The organism is Streptomyces sp. NPDC001796 (genome assembly GCF_042892355.1).
GTDB lineage: Bacteria > Actinomycetota > Actinomycetes > Streptomycetales > Streptomycetaceae > Streptomyces.
Genome location: NZ_JBIAUC010000003.1, coordinates 21,930 through 42,934, shown reverse-complemented (window position 1 = coordinate 42,934; position 21,005 = coordinate 21,930). Strand labels below are relative to the sequence as shown.

General features: G+C 70.2%; 18 protein-coding genes and 1 pseudogene. 6 read left to right on the top strand and 13 right to left on the bottom strand.

The features are described 5' to 3' along the window. Window positions 1-71: 71 nt before the first annotated feature. The 3 genes from ACFYZE_RS06960 to ACFYZE_RS06950 all read right to left on the bottom strand — a co-directional run bounded on the left by ACFYZE_RS06960 (window position 72) and on the right by ACFYZE_RS06950 (window position 3,181). A complete protein-coding gene (locus tag ACFYZE_RS06960; protein WP_388989658.1) occupies window positions 72-935 on the bottom strand; it encodes a thioesterase domain-containing protein in 864 nt (287 codons plus the stop codon). After that, window positions 919-1,185, bottom strand: coding sequence for an acyl carrier protein (locus tag ACFYZE_RS06955; RefSeq protein WP_388989656.1), 267 nt, complete (start codon window positions 1,183-1,185; stop codon window positions 919-921). The genes ACFYZE_RS06960 and ACFYZE_RS06955 overlap by 17 nt, the downstream gene beginning before the upstream one ends. Window positions 1,186-1,762: 577 nt before the next feature. After that, window positions 1,763-3,181: a carotenoid oxygenase family protein gene (locus ACFYZE_RS06950; protein WP_388989654.1), complete on the bottom strand. Its 1,419-nt coding sequence runs from the start codon at window positions 3,179-3,181 to the stop codon at window positions 1,763-1,765. A 141-nt stretch (window positions 3,182-3,322) separates the two neighbouring features. On the opposite strand from ACFYZE_RS06950, the gene ACFYZE_RS06945 reads away from it, so the two are divergent. From ACFYZE_RS06945 to ACFYZE_RS06935, 3 genes are all read left to right on the top strand, one after another. After that, on the top strand, window positions 3,323-3,841 hold the full coding sequence (locus tag ACFYZE_RS06945; protein ID WP_388989652.1) for a PadR family transcriptional regulator: 519 nt from the start codon (window positions 3,323-3,325) through the stop codon (window positions 3,839-3,841). Window positions 3,842-4,226: 385 nt separating this feature from the next. Next, entirely contained in the window at window positions 4,227-4,811 is a 585-nt protein-coding gene (locus tag ACFYZE_RS06940; protein WP_388989651.1) for a class I SAM-dependent methyltransferase, read from the top strand. 22 nt (window positions 4,812-4,833) lie between these two features. Continuing rightward, window positions 4,834-6,006, top strand: coding sequence for an NUDIX domain-containing protein (locus ACFYZE_RS06935; RefSeq protein WP_388989650.1), 1,173 nt, complete (start codon window positions 4,834-4,836; stop codon window positions 6,004-6,006). 143 nt (window positions 6,007-6,149) lie between these two features. Here the strand turns inward: ACFYZE_RS06935 and ACFYZE_RS06930 are convergent, their stop codons facing one another. Both ACFYZE_RS06930 and ACFYZE_RS06925 read right to left on the bottom strand, forming a co-directional pair. Beyond that, window positions 6,150-6,596: a dihydrofolate reductase family protein gene (locus tag ACFYZE_RS06930; protein WP_388989649.1), complete on the bottom strand. Its 447-nt coding sequence runs from the start codon at window positions 6,594-6,596 to the stop codon at window positions 6,150-6,152. Window position 6,597: 1 nt separating this feature from the next. Then, window positions 6,598-6,816 (bottom strand): annotated as a pseudogene (locus ACFYZE_RS06925) (aldehyde dehydrogenase family protein); the annotation flags it as partial. Window positions 6,817-6,990: 174 nt separating this feature from the next. Between ACFYZE_RS06925 and ACFYZE_RS06920 the strand changes: the two are divergent. Together ACFYZE_RS06920 and ACFYZE_RS06915 are read left to right on the top strand one after the other, a co-directional pair. Then, the gene (locus ACFYZE_RS06920; protein WP_388989647.1) at window positions 6,991-8,280 is read left to right on the top strand and encodes an alkaline phosphatase family protein; all 1,290 of its coding nucleotides are present in this window, start codon (window positions 6,991-6,993) and stop codon (window positions 8,278-8,280) included. After that, window positions 8,277-9,395: an alkaline phosphatase family protein gene (locus ACFYZE_RS06915; RefSeq protein ID WP_388989645.1), complete on the top strand. Its 1,119-nt coding sequence runs from the start codon at window positions 8,277-8,279 to the stop codon at window positions 9,393-9,395. Before ACFYZE_RS06920 ends, ACFYZE_RS06915 begins: the two co-directional genes overlap by 4 nt. A gap of 23 nt (window positions 9,396-9,418) precedes the next feature. Here the strand turns inward: ACFYZE_RS06915 and ACFYZE_RS06910 are convergent, their stop codons facing one another. From ACFYZE_RS06910 to ACFYZE_RS06900, 3 genes are all read right to left on the bottom strand, one after another. Then, window positions 9,419-9,991, bottom strand: a complete 573-nt coding sequence (locus tag ACFYZE_RS06910; protein WP_388989643.1) for a class I SAM-dependent methyltransferase — start codon at window positions 9,989-9,991, stop codon at window positions 9,419-9,421. Window positions 9,992-10,419: 428 nt separating this feature from the next. Further along, a complete protein-coding gene (locus ACFYZE_RS06905) occupies window positions 10,420-11,484 on the bottom strand; it encodes a B12-binding domain-containing protein (protein WP_388989641.1) in 1,065 nt (354 codons plus the stop codon). Next, complete coding sequence (locus ACFYZE_RS06900; RefSeq protein ID WP_388989639.1) at window positions 11,481-13,127, bottom strand: SpoIIE family protein phosphatase; 1,647 nt, start codon at window positions 13,125-13,127, stop codon at window positions 11,481-11,483. The genes ACFYZE_RS06905 and ACFYZE_RS06900 overlap by 4 nt, the downstream gene beginning before the upstream one ends. A gap of 441 nt (window positions 13,128-13,568) precedes the next feature. On the opposite strand from ACFYZE_RS06900, the gene ACFYZE_RS06895 reads away from it, so the two are divergent. Beyond that, window positions 13,569-15,278, top strand: a complete 1,710-nt coding sequence (locus ACFYZE_RS06895; protein WP_388989637.1) for an MFS transporter — start codon at window positions 13,569-13,571, stop codon at window positions 15,276-15,278. A gap of 185 nt (window positions 15,279-15,463) precedes the next feature. Here the strand turns inward: ACFYZE_RS06895 and ACFYZE_RS06890 are convergent, their stop codons facing one another. From ACFYZE_RS06890 to ACFYZE_RS06870, 5 genes are read right to left on the bottom strand one after another with little or no spacing between them, the layout of a single operon-like run. After that, a complete protein-coding gene (locus ACFYZE_RS06890; RefSeq protein WP_388989635.1) occupies window positions 15,464-16,498 on the bottom strand; it encodes an aminotransferase class I/II-fold pyridoxal phosphate-dependent enzyme in 1,035 nt (344 codons plus the stop codon). Next, window positions 16,492-17,508 (bottom strand): 3-oxoacyl-ACP synthase III family protein, encoded by a 1,017-nt coding sequence (locus ACFYZE_RS06885; protein WP_388989633.1) that lies wholly within the window; start codon window positions 17,506-17,508, stop codon window positions 16,492-16,494. Before ACFYZE_RS06885 ends, ACFYZE_RS06890 begins: the two co-directional genes overlap by 7 nt. Beyond that, on the bottom strand, window positions 17,505-18,155 hold the full coding sequence (locus ACFYZE_RS06880) for an SRPBCC family protein (RefSeq protein WP_388989631.1): 651 nt from the start codon (window positions 18,153-18,155) through the stop codon (window positions 17,505-17,507). Before ACFYZE_RS06880 ends, ACFYZE_RS06885 begins: the two co-directional genes overlap by 4 nt. Beyond that, a complete protein-coding gene (locus ACFYZE_RS06875; protein ID WP_388989629.1) occupies window positions 18,130-20,007 on the bottom strand; it encodes a thiamine pyrophosphate-binding protein in 1,878 nt (625 codons plus the stop codon). Before ACFYZE_RS06875 ends, ACFYZE_RS06880 begins: the two co-directional genes overlap by 26 nt. Further along, complete coding sequence (locus tag ACFYZE_RS06870) at window positions 19,983-20,999, bottom strand: GlxA family transcriptional regulator (protein ID WP_388989627.1); 1,017 nt, start codon at window positions 20,997-20,999, stop codon at window positions 19,983-19,985. Before ACFYZE_RS06870 ends, ACFYZE_RS06875 begins: the two co-directional genes overlap by 25 nt. Window positions 21,000-21,005 lie beyond the last annotated feature (6 nt).

Sequence of the window (21,005 nt, the reverse complement as noted above, 5' to 3'; positions counted from 1 at the left end):
AGGGTGGGCCTACCGGCGAAGGTTCTGCTGGTTCTCGGTGCCGAGATAGCTGAGGTTCCCGGTATCCGTGGTCAGGCGGCCTCGAGCAACGACGCGATGGCGGCCGCGGCGTCGGGGCGGGTGAGCATGGTGTAGTGGTCGCCCGGGCAGGAGTGCACCTCGAGGCCGTAGGGAGCCAGGGGCTCCCAGCCCAGCGTGCGGTCCCCGGGGATGAGGCTGCGCTCGGCCTTGACCAGCACCACCGGAACCGGCGCCGGCAGTGGACGGTGGGGATTGGTCAGACGGTTGTTGCGCAGCAGGCCGTCGACATAGGTGTCGTAGAGCTTGCGGAGTCCTGGGAGTGGGGTGGAGGGCAGCAGCACCTCGGCGGCGATGGCGGCCTCCAGCACCAGCTTCAGGCCGTCGTCGACACCGAGGCCGGCCAGCCGTTCCGCGTCGAGCGGCAGCGGGCGGCCCCGCTTGGCGCCGAGGTACATGGTGAACCAGCCGAGCAGGAGGGGCGGTTCGAGGGCGTCGTCGTCCTGCTTGTACGCCTCGACGGGCGCGATGCTGTCCAGCAGCATCAGCCGACCTGGACGGCGGTACGACGCGGACAGACCAACCATGGCGTGCGCCACCACACCACCGAAGGACCAGCCTGCCAGCACATAGTCGCCCTCCATGTGGGCAATCCGGAGAGCCGTCAGCAACCGGGAGGCCAGGGCGTCGACCGTGGTGGGGGCACGGCCGCCGGTGAGCGCGGCCTGCCAGTACTCCGGCAGACCTCCCAGGTCGAGCACGGCCAGCCCCACGCCCGTGGGGAGGGCCTCCGCCAGGCCGCGGTGGACGGAAGCGTCGAGCGCGCCGGGATGGACCAGGTAGACGGTGTGCATGCCCGCTGCCGCTGTGCGGTAGCGGTGGATGACGGGCCGTTCAGCGCTACGCGGAGGTTGCACGTCGGTCGCTCTCCTCCGCTATGTGAGCGGCCAGCTCCTTGATGGTGGGGTGGTACCACAACGTCGTCGTGCTGAGCTCGAACCCCAGCCAGTTCTCGATCTCGCCGGCGAGGATCAGGGCTTCCGTCGAGTCGAGGTCCATCTCGTCGAAGTACATCTCCGGCGAGACCTCGGTCTGCTCTGCGCCGAGGCGGTGCGCGACCTTCTCGATCAACCACTCCTGCGCCTCGAGCGCGCTCACTGCAGGCATGATGATTCCTTTCCGGGGAAACGGGACGGACCCGAGCGGGACAGAACGCGGCAGGGCTCGCGTGACAGCTCTGCGGATGTGGGGAATTCCGCAGACAGCCGCGAATCAGAATGTCGAAAACAGCGGGGGGAATCTGACCGACTTCACCGGGGACAGCAATCACATCCCCATGAGAAGTCGCCGGAACGACAGACCCAAAACCCTCCTTACCATCAGTAAGCCTGGATCCAGGTTCGCTGTTCGCTCGCCGCCGGCGATGGGACACTTCTGCGACCGGCTCTTTCCAGCCAGTAGTTGAAGCCTAGAGCCGTAGTTATGGCCCCTCAAGAGACTGCTCGTTAACAGTCGGTATCCATTGTTTTCCGGAAAATGAACGGAGCCAGGATTATTACCGGCCGGTCAGCCGGAGGGAAATGGCTTTCTTTATTCGCAAAGGAAAACGACGACACTCACCACTTCCAAGCGTGCTGAAAAATGTCATGTCCATGACAATCCTGCGGCAAATTCCGGAACGCGGACGACCTTCGGCGGCCTCAGAATTATCTACTTCCGGAACCGGAATTCACCCGCTGCGGTGCTACCGGAGGAAGGTGCCGTGGAACCCGAACGGCACGGCATGCGGGACCTCGGCCCTGGCCAGCTCCTGGAAGGTCCGCGCATCGAGCGCCAGAAGATACGACGACGCGGTCGCCGAACGGAGGACGACCGCGAGCACGATCCCGTCGTCCTCCGCTCCGTCCCGGCCGTGACCGGGGGGCGCCGCAACAAAGACGGGCTCGCCGGGGTAGCAGCCCTCCTCCTGCCACAGAAGCGTGCTGCCGTCACCGACGTCGAGCTTCACCAGCTGGTTGAGGAAGTCATCGGTCCGGCGATCGCGGGAACCGACACCGTACGCGTAGCGGTAGGCTCGGCCGTTGCGCTGCCCATAGGCGATGCGCGGCAATTCCAGGGACTCCCCCGACAGCTCTTCCGCCGTGACCGTGCCCGCCTCGGGATCCACGGAGAACCGCGTGGGCGTGGCCTGCGGGAGAACACCCCCGCCACGGAGGGTGTCGAGGTACAGGGCTTCGATGATTGAGGCGTCCCGGTATGCGCACAGGTCGATGAAGAGCCGGCCGTTGTCTTCCCATGAGTTGATGTGGTGGAAGGCGAAACACGCTGGGCCGCGCAGCACCGCGCGCACATTTCCGTTTTCTCGGTCCATGACAATGAACCGGGTTCCCCGCTCCGGCTTCCAGCGGTAATTCTCGATGAAGGGCCGACCGCTCAGCAGGAGTCTGAAGGGGTTCACCACCAGGGGAAATTCAACCAGCACCACATGCCCGGGAGTGATTGCGAAGCTGTGCATATACGCGGGCTCGTCGACACGGTACCGCCCGAGCAGTTCGCGGCGTGGCGCGCCGTCGGGCCTCTGGCGATACACGCGGTATTCGCTGCGCCGCGAGAAGTGCGTCACGTAATTGACGAGGTCACCGGTGACCGGGTCCTCGTGGGGGTGCGCCGTCGTGAACTGCCCGCCAAGCCGGTCCTCGTAATCGACGACTCCGACGGTGGCCAGGGTTTCCGGCGCGAACTCGACCGGCAGCGGGGTTTCGGTGAGCGCGACGACCTGCTCCCCGAACCTCGCGATGTTCACGTTCGGGTTGACGGGCCGTTGACGCTGGAAAGGCGTGAAGAAACGGGCGAAGACACTTCGGCACGGGTCGGTGGCGAACTCCTGGTAACGGATCCGGCCCTCCCGCAGAACGGCCCGGCTGCTCGGCGTGTCGAGGTAACGGTTGGCGTACTCCACCCGGCCGCCGTCGACGGCGAACCGGTGGACCATGGCCTGACCGTCGAACCAGTGGCGGAACCCCGTGCCGCCGGCCTCGAACCGGGCGGGTCCGTTCCGCAGCAGTACGCCACGTAACCACTCGGGCAGGCGCCCGCTGACCGGGAGCTCGACTGCATGAGTCTCGTCACCCAGGCTCTGGAAGCCGAGGCCGAACCGCGCCATCACACGCCTCCCCGTTGCGCCGTTCCCACGGGGGCCCGCTCCGGTGGCACATGGAGCATGACACATTGGACCGACCACAGTGGACTGTCGACGGCCAGCATCATGTACCGTCCACTGTGGAGTGTCAAGGGAGGGCCCTTCATGGACAGCCTCAACGCCACAGCCGCCACACTCCTCGGGTTTCTCCACTCCGGGGAGGCAAGCGGATACGAACTCGTCGCCATCGCCGAGGAGCTCGTCGGCGACTTCTGGACCGTCACCCGCAGCCAGGTCTACCGCGAACTCGCTGCCCTCGCCGAGCGCGGGCTGGTCACGGCAGGGAACACCGGACCGCGCGCCCGCGTCCCTTACCTCCTCACCGAGGCCGGGCGCGAGGCGTTCGCACAGTGGATCATCACGCCCCCGGGCACGGAACAGATCCGCTACCCCCTGCTGCTGACGATCGCCTTCGGCGGTCATCTCGACCGCGACCGACTGCTGTGCCACGTCGACCACCACCGGACAGTCCACCAGCAACGCCTCAAGACGTACCAGGCACGCCTGGAAAGCACGGGGATAGACGCCTACCAGCGCGCCACCCTCGCCTTCGGAATCCGCTACGAAGAAGCGGTCCTCGCCTGGATGGACGACCTCCCCGCCATTCTCGGCCCGCCCGACTAGGGCGTGTCCGCAAGTCCCGTCGTTCGCCCGAAGGGCGGGACTCGCGGCGCCAGATGCGTGCTCTCCCCGTGCCGGGCCGAAGCCCCCAGCGCGCAGCTGTGATCTCGTAGCCCGAGACGTGGGCGCAAAGCTGAAGCAGGGCCGCGGGCATCTCCTCCTCGATGAGGAGGTCGGCCTTGGTGACCACCACGTCACGCATGGCTTGGATGTTGGGGATGAACACAGTGGTGGCCCAGGTGCGACGGCCCACCGCGATGCGCACCGCCCTCGCGCTCGGTGCGCTCCTCGAGGCATCCTGCATCTGCTGCTGTGCTCGTCCGAAACCTCCGCCAATACCCACCGGGACGACGGCCTCGGCTGTCCCGCCCGCTCGCGAAGGAGCCGAATGACGACCACCCCTGCCACCGCCGACTACTGGGAGCTGCTCTGGGCCGGCGGCCGCCGGTACCGGGAAGTCAGCAGCGCCGAGGCCACGCTTCTGGCGGATCATGTCGGACCCGGCCGTGGACGCCCGGCCCTCGACATCGGCAGCGACGACGGTGCCCTCGCCCACCACCTCCACGCACTCGGTTACCGCACCACCGGCATCGACTTCTCCCCCAGCGCCATCGCCGCAGCAGCCCGGAAGACCCGGAGCCACCAGCACGGCGAAGGGCCGACCTGGCATCTCATGGACTTCGCCGACGACGACATCAACGCGCTGCCGGATCGCGCGTACGCGGTCGTCACCTGCCGCCTGGTCTACCGGTGGACGGACGACAAGTCGGCCTTCCTCGACCGAGTCCGGAAGGTCCTGGCACCCGACGGGACCTTCTGGGTCGTCACCGAACTCGCCGGCCGCCGCGAGGACAGCGACCCCTGCAAGCACCTCGAGATCACCGTCGCCGAGGCCGAAACACTCACCGCGGGATGGTCCGTCGTACGCATCGCCGATCTCGACGTGCTGCGCTGCTACGCACTCCGCCCCTGAACCCGGCATGGGAGACGACGCGTTGGACCTCGAACGACAGACACGCCTCGCCTGGGACGCCTACGGAACACACCACCTGCGGCGCGATACGCCCCTGACGGAGGTGGACCGGATCACGTGGGGCCCCGCGGCGAACGGACCGGGGGACGGCATCCTCGGGGACCTCAGGGGCCTGCGCGTCCTTGACCTCGGCTGCGGTCCCGCCCGGCACGCCGCACACCTGGCCCGCACCTACGGCGCACACGTGGACGCCGTCGACGCTTCCCGCAGTCAGATCGAACGGGGCCGCGCCCGCTACCGCGGTGTGCAGGGACTGCGGTTGGTCCACGCCGACGCCGTCGAGCACCTGGGCACCGAAGCGCCGTACGACGTGATCTACTCCCTCAGCGCCTTCCACTTCCTCGATCCGCACCGGCTCCTGCCCGCCCTGACGACCGCCCTCAAGCCGGGGGGCCGGCTGTACTTCACCGTGCTGCACACCGACTCCGCCGGCGACGGCCCCACCTCGACCGTCACCCCACGCCCGGAGATCCTGCGCCTGGCCGGCGGCGGCGACCTGACCGTGCACATGTGGGTGCTTACACCTGAGTTGTGGGAAGACCTGCTCGTGCAGTACGGGCTCCGAGTGCAGTGCGTAACTGTGCTCGACACGCCGCAGGACAACAACCACGCCTCCTACCGGCTCTTCCAGGTCCACCGACCGGAACGGATCACCGCCCGTCCCCGTACCGCGAAGCCACCTGTCGCCCGCGCCGCAGTAGGGGTCGGCTCCGTGCTACACGGCCCCCGGGGCCTCCTCCTGGGCCGGCACCGGCTGGGCACACGAGAGCTGCCCGGCGGGACCGTGGAGCCCGGCGAGTCCCTGCAGGAGGCAGTGGTGCGCGAACTCGCCGAGGAGACCGGCCTGTACGCCGACCCCGCCGACGTCCGCCTCCTGGGCATGCTCCTCGACCAGGTCGGCGACGTCGTCCGCATCACCTTCGGCGCACTCGTCACCCGCTGGCGCGGGGAGCCGGCCGACCAGCCCGACGAGAGCGTCGGCGACTGGCGCTGGTGGCCTATCGACGCCCTACCCCCGGACCTGTTCGAGTGCAGCGCCCAAATCCTCACCGCCTGGCGCCCCGACCTGCCCATCGACCACGCACCCGCCTGCTTCACCCCTATCAGCGACCTACACACGCCCACCACTGCGTGACCCGCCCCTGCATACGGGCGCGGACGACACGCCAATCGCCAAACATGAAGGACCGATCCCGTGACCACTCCCCGCCGCGCCACGCCCGAGACGCGGAAGACCCGTCATGGGGCTACCGCAGGGTGTACGACGAACTCGCCACCCTACGGCTGGCGCGCCACGCGGTAGCGAAGGAAGACGACTCTCGAGCTGAAGGTGCGGGTGTCGAGGAGTTCGAGATCCACCCGGCGCTCGTGCCGGGGGAAGAAGGGAATGCCACCGCCGACCAGCACCGGGTAGACCCTGGCCCGGTACTCGTCGATCAAACCCGACGCGGCCACCTCGGCGGCGAGAGTCGCGCCGCCGATCGCGATGTGGCCCTCCCCCGGTTCGGCTCGCAACCGCTCGATCTCCTCCGCCAGCCCGCGGGAGGCCAGGCGGGCATTGCCCTCGCGGCAAACTCGAGCGTCGAGAAGTCGAGCGATGGATCCTGGTCGGCGGTCTGCCAGTACAGCATCGTCTCGTACAGCCGTCGTCACAACAGGTGGACGCCGACCTCGCCTTCGAGGCCATCGGGCCGACCTCGATGTCCTCGCCCGCCCGCGGCTCACCGACGACCTGGGCGCGGACCTCGCCGACGAGGTGCTCGATGATCTGCTTGGCAACGGATGCGTGGACGAGGACACGGCAGGCGGCCCCGCACTCCTGGCCCGAGTTCCAGAAGCCGGCGACCCGCAGGGCCGATGCGGCGGCCGCGAGATCGGCGTCCGGGAAGATCACCACCGGGGCCTTGCCGCCGAGTTCGAGGTACACCCGGTCAGCGGTGGTGATCGTCCACCGTCCGCGCTGACGAGCACCTCGCCCAGCACCGCGGCCTCCTGGGAATGCGCATCCCGCGTCAGCCGGAGGGCGGCTGATGGCGGTACGCGGAAGGTTGGATGAACTTCCGTGGAGGCATGGATCGGAGTATTACTCTCCGGTATATGCGGCGGCTATAAGAGCCCTGTGAGCATCTCCCGCAGGCAACTGATCATCGGGACCGCAGCCGCGACGGCAACCGCGCCCCTCGTCACGGAAGGGCCGGCCGACGCCGGTCAGACCTTCCCCTCCACGCGGCAAGCGCCCTCCCTCCCCGAACCGCAGGACTCCGGCATCAGCCACATCGTGGTCGTGATGATGGAGAACCGTTCCTTCGACCACTACCTGGGCTGGCTGCCCGGCGCCGACGGCAAGCAGGCCGGGCTGACATACACCGATCGCGACGACGTCACCCACTCCACTCACCACTTGGACACCGCGCAGGGCTGCCAGTACAACGACCCCGACCACAGCTACGAGGGCGGCCGGATCGAGTACAACGACGGCGCCTGCGACGGCTGGCTGCGCGCCGGGACCAACGACGCGTTCTCGATCGGCTACTACCTGCCGGAGGACCTCGACTTCTACGGCAAGGCCGCCCCCGCCTGGACGGTCTGCGACCGCTACTTCTCGGCGATCATGGCCGAGACGTACCCCAACCGCTTCTACCAGCACGCCGCACAGACCGACCGCATCCATAACTCCACGGACATATCGACGCTCCCCACCATCTGGGACCGTCTTGCCGACGCGGGTCTGCGGGGCAAGTACTACTTCTGCGACGTACCGTTCACGGCGCTGTGGGGCACCAAGCACCTCGGCATCTCGCACCCGTACACCGAGTTCCTCGCCGACTGCGCCGCCGGCACCCTGCCCCAGGTCTCCTTCGTCGACCCCAAGTTCCTCGACGAGGGCAGCGGCACCTCCGCCGACGACCACCCGCACGCCGACATCCGCGCCGGCCAGCACTTCCTCAACGAGGTCTACCACGCCGTCACCACGGGCCCCGCCTGGGAACGGACCCTCCTGGTCATCAACTACGACGAGTGGGGCGGTTTCTTCGACCACGTGGCCCCCACCACCGCCCCCGACGCCCACCCCGACTGGGGCCTGCGCGGATTCCGCACCCCGTGCCTGGTGATCTCCCCGCGGGCGAAGCGCGGCCATGTCGCACACGGCGTGTACGACCACACCTCGGTCCTCAAAGCCATGGAGTGGCGCTGGAACCTGCCCGCCCTCACGCCCCGGGACGCCGCGGCGCACAACATCGTCGAGGTACTCGACTTCACCAACCCGCCGAACACCGACGCCCCTCAGTGGTCGGTGCCCGGCGTCGTCGGACTGCCCTGCCCGCCCGCCGTACTCCCCGACTACGAGCAGTGGCACGCGCTGCGCGACCTCGCCCTCTCCCTCGGATGGAAGCTCCCCTCGTCATGAAGCACCGTCTCCTGCGCGGCAGGCGCCGTCTGATGATCCTCGCCGCCGCCTTCATCACCCTCGTGGCGGGCGGCAGCTCGCTGCTGGCGCTGCAGGCCGAGGCCGCGCCCACCGCGAACCCGCACCACGTCTTCGTGATCAACCTGGAGAACAAGGGGTACGACGAGACCTGGGGAGCCGGCTCAAAGGCGCCGTATCTGAGCCAGACGCTGCGATCCCAGGGCGTGCTGCTGTCGCAGTACTACGGCATCGGCCACAACAGCCTGGACAACTACATCGCGCAGGTCTCCGGACAGGCCCCGAACCCGGACACCCAGTCCGACTGCCAGACCTTCGCGCCGTTCGTCCAGGCCGGAACCGTCTCCCCCGGCCAGGCCGTCGGCCAGGGCTGCGTCTACCCCTCCGGCGTGCAGACACTGGCCGACCAGATGGGCGCCTCGGGACACACCTGGAAGGGGTACATGGAGGACATGGGCACCCCGTGCCGTCACCCCGCGGTCGGCGCGGTGGACGACACCCAGAAGGCCAGGACCGGCGACGAGTACGCCACGCGCCACAACCCGTTCATGTACTTCCACTCGATCATCGACCAGCCGGAAAGCTGTGCCGAGCACGTCGTCGACCTCTCGGCGCTCGGCACCGACCTGCGGAGCACTGCCACAACCCCCGACCTGAGCTACATCACGCCCAACCTGTGCGACGACGGCCACGACTCGCCGTGCGTGGACGGCCGTCCGGGCGGGCTGGTCTCCGCCGATGCCTGGCTGAGGCAATGGGTTCCGGTCGTCACCTCGTCCCCGGCCTTCAAGAAGGACGGCATGCTGGTGATCACCTTCGACGAGTCCGACGGCCCGCAGCAGGACGCGAGCGCCTGCTGCGGCGAGGGCCCGGCCCCGAACACACCGCTGCCCGGCATCGCCGGCCCCGGCGGCGGCCGTACGGGGGCGCTCGTGCTGTCTCCCTTCACCAACGGCGGCACCTGGAGTACGACGCCGTACAACCACTACTCGATGCTGGCCAGCATCGAGGACCGGTTCGGACTGCCATACCTGGGCTACGCCGGGCAGAAGGGCCTGAGCCGCTTCGGCACCGACGTGTTCAACGCGGGGACCTGACGGTCCAGGTGTGCCGCAGGACCTCATCGGCGGTGGACACTGACGGCATAGCCGCCGCCGTCGTAGGGGTCGGCGTCCCAGGTGGCGAAGCGGTCGTCATACTCGTGCAGGGTGATACCGGGCGGCACGGGCAGATGGGCTTCGTCCAGGCCGAACCCGGCGACCATCAGACCACCCGGGCGCAGGGCCGCGGCCAGGCGCCTGACCACCGTGGCCTCGGTGCCGGGGGCGAGCAGCGGGAACACGTTGCCCGCAGCGACCACGAGATCGAAGTCCGCCGCGATGCCGATCAGGCTCGGCTCGAACGCGGCGAGATCGGCCTGGAACCAGGGCAGTTCGGGTGCCTGCCGCTGCGCCACTGCCAGCATCGACGCATCAAGGTCGACACCGACACAGTCGTACCCGAGCTCCGCGAGCCGGATCATGACCCGTCCGGTACCGCACCCGGCATCCAGCACCCGCGCTCCGGCGGGCACGAGCGCCGCGCAGAACCGCGCCTCCCCGTGCACGTCCTTCCCTCCACGGGCCAGGGCCGTGAACCGGGCGGCATAGTCCTGCCCCGACCTTCCCCCGGTCAACTCCTCCCAACGGCTCATGCCGCCGACTATAGGCCCGGCCCGTAGCCGCTCGAGGAGGTGGTTCGGCCGACTCGGCTCGATGCCGATCCGGCCCGGATCCTCCGGGGGCGCTGGACGGTTTCCGTGTCGGTGCCGAGGCGGGCGGCGCGGCTCAACGAGATGCCGACGGCAGCCGCTGCGCCTCGAGCCTTCGTCGCGGGCGGCCGGTCACGACCTGCCGGGTGGGGTACCGGCGGCGGATCCTGCACGCTCGCGGCCGTGACCAGCACTGCGTGGAGCAGTTCGAGCCTGTCGGTGACGGCACTCCCCGGACGGCCGTGTCCCTTTCGCGTCGGTGCCCAGGGCGGCCGCCGGAACGCCGGTGCAGGTCTTCAGCCGGGCCGTACCGTCCACCGCGCGCTCGGCTCAGCGCGACCGCGCGACGCCGGGTGCCGTCCGGTCCCCCGTCAGTCCGGCGGGACGGCGTGGCCCGCTGCCGCCAGCCAGCGCCGCCCGGCGTCCAGGTGCCCGGAGGCCCGCGGAAGGTCGCGGAGCGGGCCGGACAGCGCCCCCAGGGCCACGCCCAGAGCGGCGGTGGGCAGGCCGCGGGCGTGGAGGAACACCGCGCCGAAGGAGAGATAGTGGGTGAGGACCCGCGGATCGTCGACGTAGTTCGCCGCGGCCAGGACGTCCGGGAGACGGCCGAGGTCCTCCAGAACGGCCTCGGCGTGCTCCGCGCCGGGGTCGCACAGCGGCGAATACCGCTCGCGCAGTCGGGCGAGCAGCCTCCGCAGCAACTCGCCCCGCTGCCGGACGATCCGGGAGTACTCTTCGTCGGCCAGGTGCTCCAGGGGCGCCGTTTCGCGTGGGGTGTCCGGCCACCGTACGGCGAGCAGGTCGGCAGCGGCGGCCGGATCGGGCACGTACAGGTCGGCTCCGAGCGTGCGGGCCCAGGCACCTGCGGGTCCGAAGCCCGCCCCGCCCGCGAGCACCGGCACCCCGGCACGCCGGGAGCACTCGACGAGGCGGTGCGCGGCAGGCAGGCATACCGGGATCATGCACGACAGGGCCACCAGGTCGGGCCCCTGCCGGTGAAGGTGGGACACCAGGCGCGGGACGAGGACGTCGGCGCCCAGAAACGTCAGGTCCAAGCCGCGCAGCCGCAGCACCTCCGCGGCGATCCGCGCGGGCAAGGTGTGGCGCTCCCCCTCGACGCACGCGCACAGGACACGGCGGCCCGGCGCGGAGTTCCGAGGCCGGGCCGCGGAGACCTCCGCGGCCACGGCGCTCACCACGCGCTCGCTCACGTGGGTGGCGGCGTGCTCCTGCGCCACGCTCCACTGAGTGGACAGCCACCGGGTGCCGACAGCGGCCTGTGCCGGGGCGATCAGACGGAGCAGAACCTCCTCCGCCGAGGCACCGGACCGCAGCAGGCTGAGGGCGAGGGCGGTGGCCCCGGTCTCGTCGGCGTGGGCGAGGTGGTCGTCGAAGGCGGCGCGGACGCCCGGGGCCACGGCCCGCGCGCCAGTCACCACAGGGCTCCGGCGGTGCCGGACGAACCGGGCGAGGCCTGCAGGACCAGCACCGCTATGTCGTCGTGAGCGCGTCCGGCCAGCCAGTCGGCGACGCGCATCTCGACCCGCTCGGCGACCGCGCCGGCGGGCATCCCGGCGCAGACCTCCAGGTCGTGTGCCAGCCGCTCGGCTCCGTACTCCTCGGCACCGTCGGGGCCGCCCCGCGCCTCGGTGACCCCGTCGCTGTACAGCAGGATCAGCTCCTCGGGCATCAGGTGAACTCCGGCCTGGCCGAATTCCGGGCCGGGCAGGGCTCCGACCAGCATCCCGCCCACGTCCACAGCCTCCACGACGCCACCACGGCGCAGCACCAGCGGCGGCGGATGCCCGCCGCCGGCGAGGACCACGTCCAAACCGCCTCCGGAGCCCGGGCGGGCGGTGCCGATGACCAGACTGGCGAATCGGCCCGAGTCCGCCTCCAGCAGCGACTGGTTGAGCACGTCGAGCACACGGAGCGGCCGGGACTCGACGAGGGCCAGGGTCCGCAGGCCCTGGCGGACGTGGCCGGTGAGCACGGCCGCCTCGACGCCCTTGCCGCAGACGTCCCCCAGCACGAACTCCACACCTCCGCCACCGTCCCGGGCGGGTTCCACCTGGTAGAAGTCGCCGCCGAAGCCCAGTTCCTCCGGGGCGGGGCGGTAGGCGGCGCCCAGCCGCATCCCCGGCACGTCGGGCAGGGTCGCCGGATCGAGGCCTGCCTGGAGCACGGCGGCAGTATGGGCCTGCTGGGCGTAGAGGGCGGCGGTCGACAGGGCCATACCGGCCCGGAAGGCGAAGTCGCCCACCACGGCGGCGTCCTCGGCGTTCCAGCCCCCGGCTTCGGCCGAGCGGAAGAGAACCAGGGCCCCCGCCGGGGCCCCGCTGCCCGGCAGTACCGTCACGAGTGACTCCCCTCCCCCCTTGCCCGGGTCCGGCGGCGCCCCACCGAGGGCGGCGAACTCCCCCGGTGGGCAGGCGGCGGACCACGGCCACAGGCCCGACAGGGCCCGCCTCAGGTGCGGCACACGCTCGAGGGAGGACGCCGGCAACGCGCCCGACTCCGCCGTCCCCGGCGCGGTGCAGCGGTACCAGTCCGCGTGGCCTGCACGCGGCGGCAGAACGAGCAGCGCCGCGTCCGCCAAGGCCGGCACCGTGAGCTCCACCACGCCCCGGGCCGTGCGCCCGTGGTGCAAGGACGCCCCCAGCCGTCGGCCCGCCTCGCTCAGGAACGCCGTCCGTGACCGTTCGGCGCGCAACTCGACCTCGCAGCGGCGGACCTCGGTCTCGTCGCGGACGAGCCACACCGAACAGTCCCCCACAGTGCTGCTGCGTCCGGTCAGCCGCCGGCCGAGGAACTCGGCGTCGAAGCGCGCCGCGGAGGAGACGACCGCCTGCCCGAGGGGCCCGGCTACCGCGGGATCCGGCGTCTTCCCCGTCCGCAGGCCCGGGAAGTAGACGCCGGTCGGGCCGTTGCACCAGCGCACCACGCCCGAGGCGTCGCAGACCACGACCGCCTGGTCGACGAGGTCGAGCAGAGCCTGCGACAGCTTGCGCCCGGGACGGCCCCGCGTCTCTCCGTCACCGCCGTGCGCCGCCGGGCTGCCGGCTCGGGTACGCGTCACCGGCCCCGTGCCTCGCGCGGACGGGCCCCGGCACATCGCGGAACGCCGGCGGCCTCTCCGGCGGGTGCACAAGCCGTACGCGCCGCCGCTTCACACCCTGACACCTGAAAGTCCTTTACATCCAATTTCTCACCATACAACCCGCGCCTCCCGGACACCGGCCGCGGAATCCCGCGAGGTCCCGGCGTGACCGGATCCCCCGCACCTCCCCGGGCACAAGGTCACGTTTCGGCATCCCCGTACACACCTCTAGGACGTACCGACTAGTCGGTACTAGCCTCTGCGCACGTCTTCCCCGAACACAGAGACCCGGGTTCCCCGAACACAGAGACCCGGGATTGGGCCCACCAGGCCGAACAGCGCGCTTCGCCGCGCCGCAAGGACGTGCACTGCCCGCACCCACCGCACCGGGCCCTCGGGCCCGACCCCTGGAGCCGCCGCATGACTGCCATGCCTGCTTCGCCCGACGACACGCAACTGGCACCGACCGACACCCACACGCCGGAAACAGCCGGCCGCTTCGCCCGGCTGTGGCGTCGCGAGTTGAACCACTACCCCGTCACCTCACGCCGCCTGGCGTACCTGGCGATCGTGGTGCTGACCACCGTGGTCCTGTACTACGCCCTCTACGTGCAGTACGCGGTCGCCACGTCGATCATCACGCACTTCCACATGACCTACAGCTATTTCGTGTGGGTATCCGTCATCGGCAACGCGGTCGGCGCGTTCGCCTCGCTCGTGGCGGGCCTCGCCGACCGCTGGGGCCGGGCCAACATGGTGGTCTACGGTCTTCTCATCGCCGCCCTGCTCAGCCTCCTCGCCCTGCCCAACGCCCCGGACAAGGGCACCTACCTGGTGCTCTTCGCCTGCCTCAGCTTCATCGAGGGCATCGTGCTCGTGGCCACACCGGCACTGATCCGGGACTTCTCCCCACAACTCGGCCGAGCCACCGCAATGGGCTACTGGACCATGGGCCCGGTCATCGGGAGCCTGGTCGTCACCGTCGTCACCAGCAGCACCCTGTCCTTCGCCGGCTGGCAGGACGAGCTGCGCTACTCCGGCTGGGCCGGGCTTGCCGTCTTCGTTCTGGCGCTGGTGGGGCTTCGCGAGCTGTCGCCCCGGCTGCGTGATCAGATCATGGTCAGCCTCCGCGACCGTGCGCTGGTCGAAGCGCGGGCCAAGGGCATGAATCCGAGGACGGCGGCAGAGGGCCACTGGCGGCAGATGCTGCGGCTGGACGTCGTCGGCTCGGCCACCGCTGTCAGCCTCTTCCTCCTGCTCTACTTCGGCGCTGTGGGGAACTTCGTCGTCTATTTCGCCGCGACCTTCGGCTACAGCGAGCAGCGCACCAACGGGCTGGCCAACTGGTACTGGGCGGCCAACGCGGTCGCGCTGGTGGCGGCCGGGCTGGTCTCCGACAAGCTGAAGGTGCGCAAGCCGTTCATGGCCGTCGGAGCCGTCGGTTCGATCGCGGTCACCACGCTCTTCGCCCTGCACGCCACGGAGCAGCGCACCGGTTACCACACCTTTGCCGCACTGTTCGTCGCCATCGGTGTGTTCACCGGCGTCACCTACGCACCCTGGATGGCGAGCTTCACCGAGACCGTCGAGAAACACAACCCGGCCGCCACGGCGACCGGTCTGGCCGTGTGGGGATGGATCATCCGGGCGGTGGTCGCGATCTCCACAGCGTTCGTCCCGGTCGTGGTCACGTCGGCCACGCCACTGGTCGAGCATGGTGCCCAGGTGAAGGCCGCAAGCGTCCAGGCCGCCCCCGCTCTGGCCGTCATCGACGCGCACCCGCGGCTCTTCGCCGAACTCGAGGCGTACCCTCCGACCGCGGTCCCGCCGGCACTGGCGGCTCGGGCGGTGCGAGAGGTCGGGGCCGAGGATCTGGCCACCGTGCGCAAGGCCCAGCCGCAGTTGGCGCTGCTGCAACGCTATGGATCCCAGGTGAAGAGCGCCGCGGCCCAGGGGCCGGAACAGTGGCGCACCTGGTGGCTGATCTGTGTGGCCGGACAAGTGTTCTTCCTGCCGTTCATCTTCGTCATGGCCGGCCGTTGGAGCCCGCGGAAGGCACGCGAGGAGGCAGTGGAGCACCAGCGCGCCGTGGAGCGTGAACTGGCGGCCCTCGCCGATGAGGGCGACTGACCCCACGGCCGCCCTCCGGCCTTGGTGGGCAGCGCAAGGGCTGCCCACCAGCCGTGGCTCGGCGACTCGTCCGCCAGTGGGGCAGCCTGGCACACCTCGACCCGACCGACCGCGATGAACTCCGCGATGTCGCCGCCGAATTCACGGGCCTCGACGCTGAGCCGCACGCCGACGGCGACGCGCGGTCACCCGCTCACCGGTCCGCGCGACTTTCCCGCCGGAGCCAGGACGGACAGCACCGCATCCCCGTCCTCCCGACGGCCGACCGTCAGCCGTATGCCCTCAGCGGGCCAGTGACGGATGTGGATCCGCGCGGTGTTGAGCGCGTGCACCGTCCGGTCGGTGCCGGTATCCGGCCCGGCGGCGAGCCAGAGGAAGTTGGCTTGGCTGGGCAGGACGGGCAGCCCGTACCTCGCGAGCCGGCGGTGCAGGCGTTCCCGTTCGCAGATGACGGCGTCCACGCGTGCGGTGAGCTCCTCGCCGGCCTGCAACGTGGCCTCGACCGCGGCGGCGGCCACGGCGTTGACGCCGTAGGGCAGTTGCTGCTGCCGTATGCGGGCCACCAGACGGGGATCGCCCAGGCCGTAGCCCACCCGCAGCGCGGCCAGTCCGTAGGCCTTGGAGAAGGTCCGCAGCACCAGGAGGTTCGGCCGGCCGGCCAGCAGGGGGAGGCTGTCGGGAGCGGCGGGGTGGCGCACGAACTCGATGTACGCCTCGTCCAGCAGCACGGTGACACGCTCCGGTACGCCGGCGAGGAACTCGGCGAGCTCCGATGCGGTGACGAGGCTGCCTGTCGGGTTGTGCGGATTGCAGACCACCACCACGCTGGTGGTCGCGTCGATCGCCCCGGCCAGGGCGGCCAGGTTCTGTCGCCCGTCGGGCAGCAGTGGCACGGGAACCGGCTCGGCGCCCGCCATGGTGGCCAGCATCGGATAGGCGTCGAACCCGGGCCAGGCGTACACCATGCGGTCGCCCGGCCGGACCACGGCCTGGAGGAGTTGGAGCGCCACGCCCACCGAGCCGCTGCCGACCGCGACGGCGTCGCCGTCCACACCGCACCAGCCGGCGATCCGCCGGGCCAGTCGGTCGGGGTGGAACGGAGGGTACCGGTGGGCCCGGTCGGCGGTCGCCCGGATCGCCTTCTGCACGGACGGCAGCGGTGGGTAAGGGCTTTCGTTGAGTCCCAGCAGGCGCGGGGACGGGAACACCGCGGTCACCATCCCTGCCCCCAGCGGATCGCGGCGGCACCCGCGTAGTCCCCGGCGTGGGCGAATCCGGCCAGCACCACCAGGTCGCCCTCCCGGATCCGCTGGGAGCGGATCGCGTCGTCGAGTGTGATGGGCATCGCGGCGCCGAAGAGGTTGCCGCACCGGTCGAAGGTGTCGGGGTGGCGCTCGACGGGCAGGCCCAGGGCGTCACGCCAGTTGCGCAGGAAGGTCCGGTTGGGCTGGTTGGTGATCAGGGAGTCGATGTCGGTGGTCTTCCCTCCCAGGCGACGGAACAGGTCTCGTACGACCTGCGGCACCAGGCGGTTGCCCCGCTCAAGCACGTTGGTGACTCCACTCTCGGTGAACCCGATGTGGACTTGGGCTTCACCGGCCTCCCAGTACTTTCGCCCGTCGTGGCGCACCATGGTCATGTCGCCGGCATGGGCGGCGATGTGCCGGCTCTCGATCCCGAGGACAGGGGCGTGCGTGGAGGTTGTCACATAGCCGACTCCGCAGCCGTCGCCCGGGATGGCGGCCTGGGACAGACCGCGCACCTGCGACTGCGTGAACAGCTGGCCCGCGGCGCTCTGTGCGTTGCATATCAAAGCCGTGCGGGCGTCGCCGTCGAGCAGGATCTGCCGAGCCAGGTCGAGCATGTGCACGAAGGAGGCACAGCCGGCGTTGGCCACATCGATCAGCCACCGGGGCGCCAGACCCAGCCGGCGCGCCACTTCGGTGCCGGCGCCCACGAAGGGCTGGTCCGGCAGTTGGCTGTGCACGAGCAGGACGTCGACGCGGCGGATCGCCGCGCGGCCGTGCCGTTCGATCAGTGGCTGGACGGCGCGCTCGATCATGTCCGCGTTGGACTCGCCGGGGGCCACATGGTGGCGTGACGGGGGGACTTTGAACATGGGGCTGTGGCGCAGCTTGTCCTCGGCCGCCGGGTGCTCGGTGAAGAAGGCGGCGGGTACGGGATCGCCGGGCAGGTAGGCGGAGACGTCGGTCAGACTCACTGACGTCATCGGGTCACCTGCTTGGCCGGGGAGCTGCTGACGGGAAGACCGTTGCGGTGCCGGTGCTCGAGGATCGCCTTGAGATTGTGCATTTCGAGGGTGTGACCGGCGTAGAACAGGTCCCAGTACTCACCCACCCAGCGCCGGTCGGGGTGCGGTGCCAGGTCCGGGTGGGGATTGCGCCGGTAGTACGGGTGGCGGCAGTTGGTCCAGGTGATCACAGATCCGGGGCGGCCGAGGACGAGGGCGGCCGGAACCACCCTCATCAGGTAGACCATCCACAGCTCGTCGCCCTGGTCCCAGGCACAGTGGTAGTCGACGGTCATCGCACCGGGGTGCGCCTCGGTCCGGCAGTAGATCCGGGTGCCTTTCTCCAGCAGGTCGTGGCCCACCCACAGCCCCGGTGCGCCCGCGGGCTCGAACCCCCGCAGGCTGCACGTCCACTCCTCGAGGTGGTGGCCGCGGCTGAGATAGTCGTACGTCGCCTCGGGCGGGCAGTCGACGTACTCCTGGATGGTGCAGTACTCGCCGTAGACCTGCTGGTGCGGGTAGGCCTCCGAGGTCATCTCCAGGCAGCGGGCGGCCAGTTCCTCCGGGCTGGTGTTCTCCACCCGCACGAGGCCCGGGATGTCAGCCAACGTGGATCGGTCGGTCATGGGGGTTTTTCTCCTCGTCGTGGATCGGCCGGTGTCCCGGCGCGTCGGCGGCGCCCGGACCGGCTGCGGAGGCGGTCAGGAACGGCTGGAACGGTGGTGTCTCGCGGTGGTCGAGGTCCACGGCCACCAGGGCCGGCCCACCGCAGTCGTTGCTGTGCAGCAACGCGGATCGCAACTGTGCCGGGGTGACGGCCGAGGCGACGCGCAGCCTGGGGAACATCGCCGACGCGCCGGCTGCTATGCGGGACGGGTGAAAGACGTTCTCGAGGCGGGCGCCGCCTTGGAAGAGTTCCTCGCGCGTGACGCACATGGCGTGCGCGTTGTTGTTCAGGATGACGAAGGTGACCGGCGCGCCGTACTCGATGGCGGTGTGCATCTCCATGCCGTGCATGAAGAACGCGCCGTCACCGGCCACCACGTACGTTCGTCGGCCCGTGGCCAAGGCGGCGCCTGTCCCGGCGCCGAAGGTGTAGCCCATGCCTCCCATGCCCACCGCCACGACGAAGCGTCCGTCACGGGGGGCCGGCAGAGCGTGGATGGCGGCGGCCCCCACGTTGCCGGCGTCCACGAAGACATGGGCGTCCTGTGGCAGCGCCTCGGCGATCGCGCCGATCACCGAGGTGTGACCGGCGGTCGGAGCGGGATCCGGAGCAGGGCGCAGGAGGGACGGCGGGTGATGGGCCGCGCAGGCCGGCGGCCGCGGTGACAGGCGGCGCTCCAGCGTCCGCAGAGTGTCGGCCACCGGCCCGAGCAGGGCGATTCCCGGAACGAAGGGCGGCTCCGGATCGACGCAGACCACGGGCATCCCGGTGAGCAGCGACTCCAGTCCTCCCCGCGCCAGGACGGGCAGGCGGGTACCCACCAGCAGGCAGGCGTCGGCGCGGCGCAAGCAGTCCTCGACCTCGGGATGGCCCATGACCCCTGCCACGCCCACGAAACGGGGACTGCGGTTGTCGTAGACGTCCTTGGCGTCCGGGGACACGGCCACGCAGGCGCCCAGGTGCCGCACCAGGCCGGCCAGTTCCTCGCGCGCCCTCGTCCCGGCCGCGCCTTCGCCGGCGATCACCATGACGTGGGAGGCTTCCTCCAGCACGCCGACCGCCTCGCCCAGGCAGGCGGGATCCGGCTGCGGGCCGGCGAGGGCGTGAGGCGGCCCTGCCCGCTGCCCCGCCTTGTCCGCTCCTCTCACCACGAGGGGTGTGTGCGCCGCCGTGCGCTTTCCCGAGGTTCGCGCGGCACTCGCGGATGCTCCGGTGTTCGCGGGTACCGCACATCCCGTGATCGCCGGCACCTCGAGGTGTCCCTGCTGGGCGTCCTTGGGCAGGAGCAGCACGGCGGGGCCCCGGGGCTCGGTCTGCGCCGCGGTGATCGCGCGGGCCAGCAGCCCGGGGATCGCGTCGGGTTCGGTCACCCGGGCGCAGAAGCGTGAGACGGGCGCGAAGACCTCCAGGGCGTCGAAGGAGCCCGCCTTGCCGCTGGAGTCCTGGAAGGCGCCCCGGCCCTCCTGAAAGGTGGGCGGCTGTCCCACCAGGGCCAGTACCGGGATGCGCGAGGCGTGGGCCTCCGCCAGTCCCGGAACCAGGTTCATCGCACCGCCTCCTGACGTGGCTGCGACGACGCCGAGGCGCGCGGTGGTCCGGGCATACCCGTCCGCCATGGTGACCGCGGAGAACTCGTGTTTGGCCACGACACCGCGGATGCGGCCGGGGGCACGGTGCACCGCTTCGTACAGGTCCTCGATGTTGGCTCCGCCCACGCCGAACACATACCGGACACCGATCCGCTCCAGTTCGCCCGCGACGTAGTCCACGAGACGCATCCGGCAGGTCATGCCGACCTCCGTTCCGCCCATGCCGGCTCGACGGTCGGGCCGGAGTGCGTCCGCAACTGGAAGTGGTGCCGATACTGTGCGGGGGTGAGACCGACGACGGCAGCGAATGCTCGCAGGAACGTCTCGATTGCAGTGAATCCGCAGCGGCTCGAGATCTGGCGCACCGAGAGATCGGTCGCCTCCAGGAGTTGACGGGCCCGGGCGATACGTAATCGCCGCACGTACTGACCCGGTGTCATCCCCACCGCCTGCGCGAAGACACGGGCGAAGTGACGTGGACTCATGTTCGCGCGTTCGGCGAGTTCGGACACCGGCAGCGCGCGATGGAGGTTCTCCTGGATCCAGTCCTGAAGGGACCGGATCGGCTCCTGATCGGTCAGCTGTGTGTCAAGTATCATGCTGAACTGCGTCTGGCCACCGGGCCGTTTGAAGTACAGCACCAGGTACTTCGCCGCCTCCAGGGCGCACGCCGCCCCCAGGTCGTCCTCCACCAGGGCCAGGGCCATGTCGATACCGGTGGACACGCCCGCCGAGGTGATGTAGGGGCCGTCCCGGACGTAGATCGGCTCGGGATCAACCGTCACCTCGGGGTAGCGACGCGCCATCTGCTCCCCGAAGGCCCAGTGTGTGGTGGCCCGTCGTCCGTCGAGGAGACCGGCCTCCGCCAGCAGGAAGGCCCCGCCGCACACGGAGGCCACGCGTCGGGACCGTGCCGCGGCGCGCCTGATCCACTGGACGAAGGACGTATCCGTCAAAGTCTCTTTGAGGCCCGGTCCACCAGGCACGATGAGGGTGTCGATCGCCCCCTCCGCGGCGTCCAGGGGGTCGGTCTGCACCACGAGGCCCGCAGAGGTGGCCACTGACGGAAAATCAGGGGAAACGCACTGCAGACGGTAGGCGCTTGCCTGCTCGGCCATCAGTCGGTTCACCGTGTCGAAGACTTCGAGCGGTCCGCTGACGTCCAGGGTCTGGGCACCGGGGTAGACCACGATAACAACACGTCGTTGTCTCATGGTGAC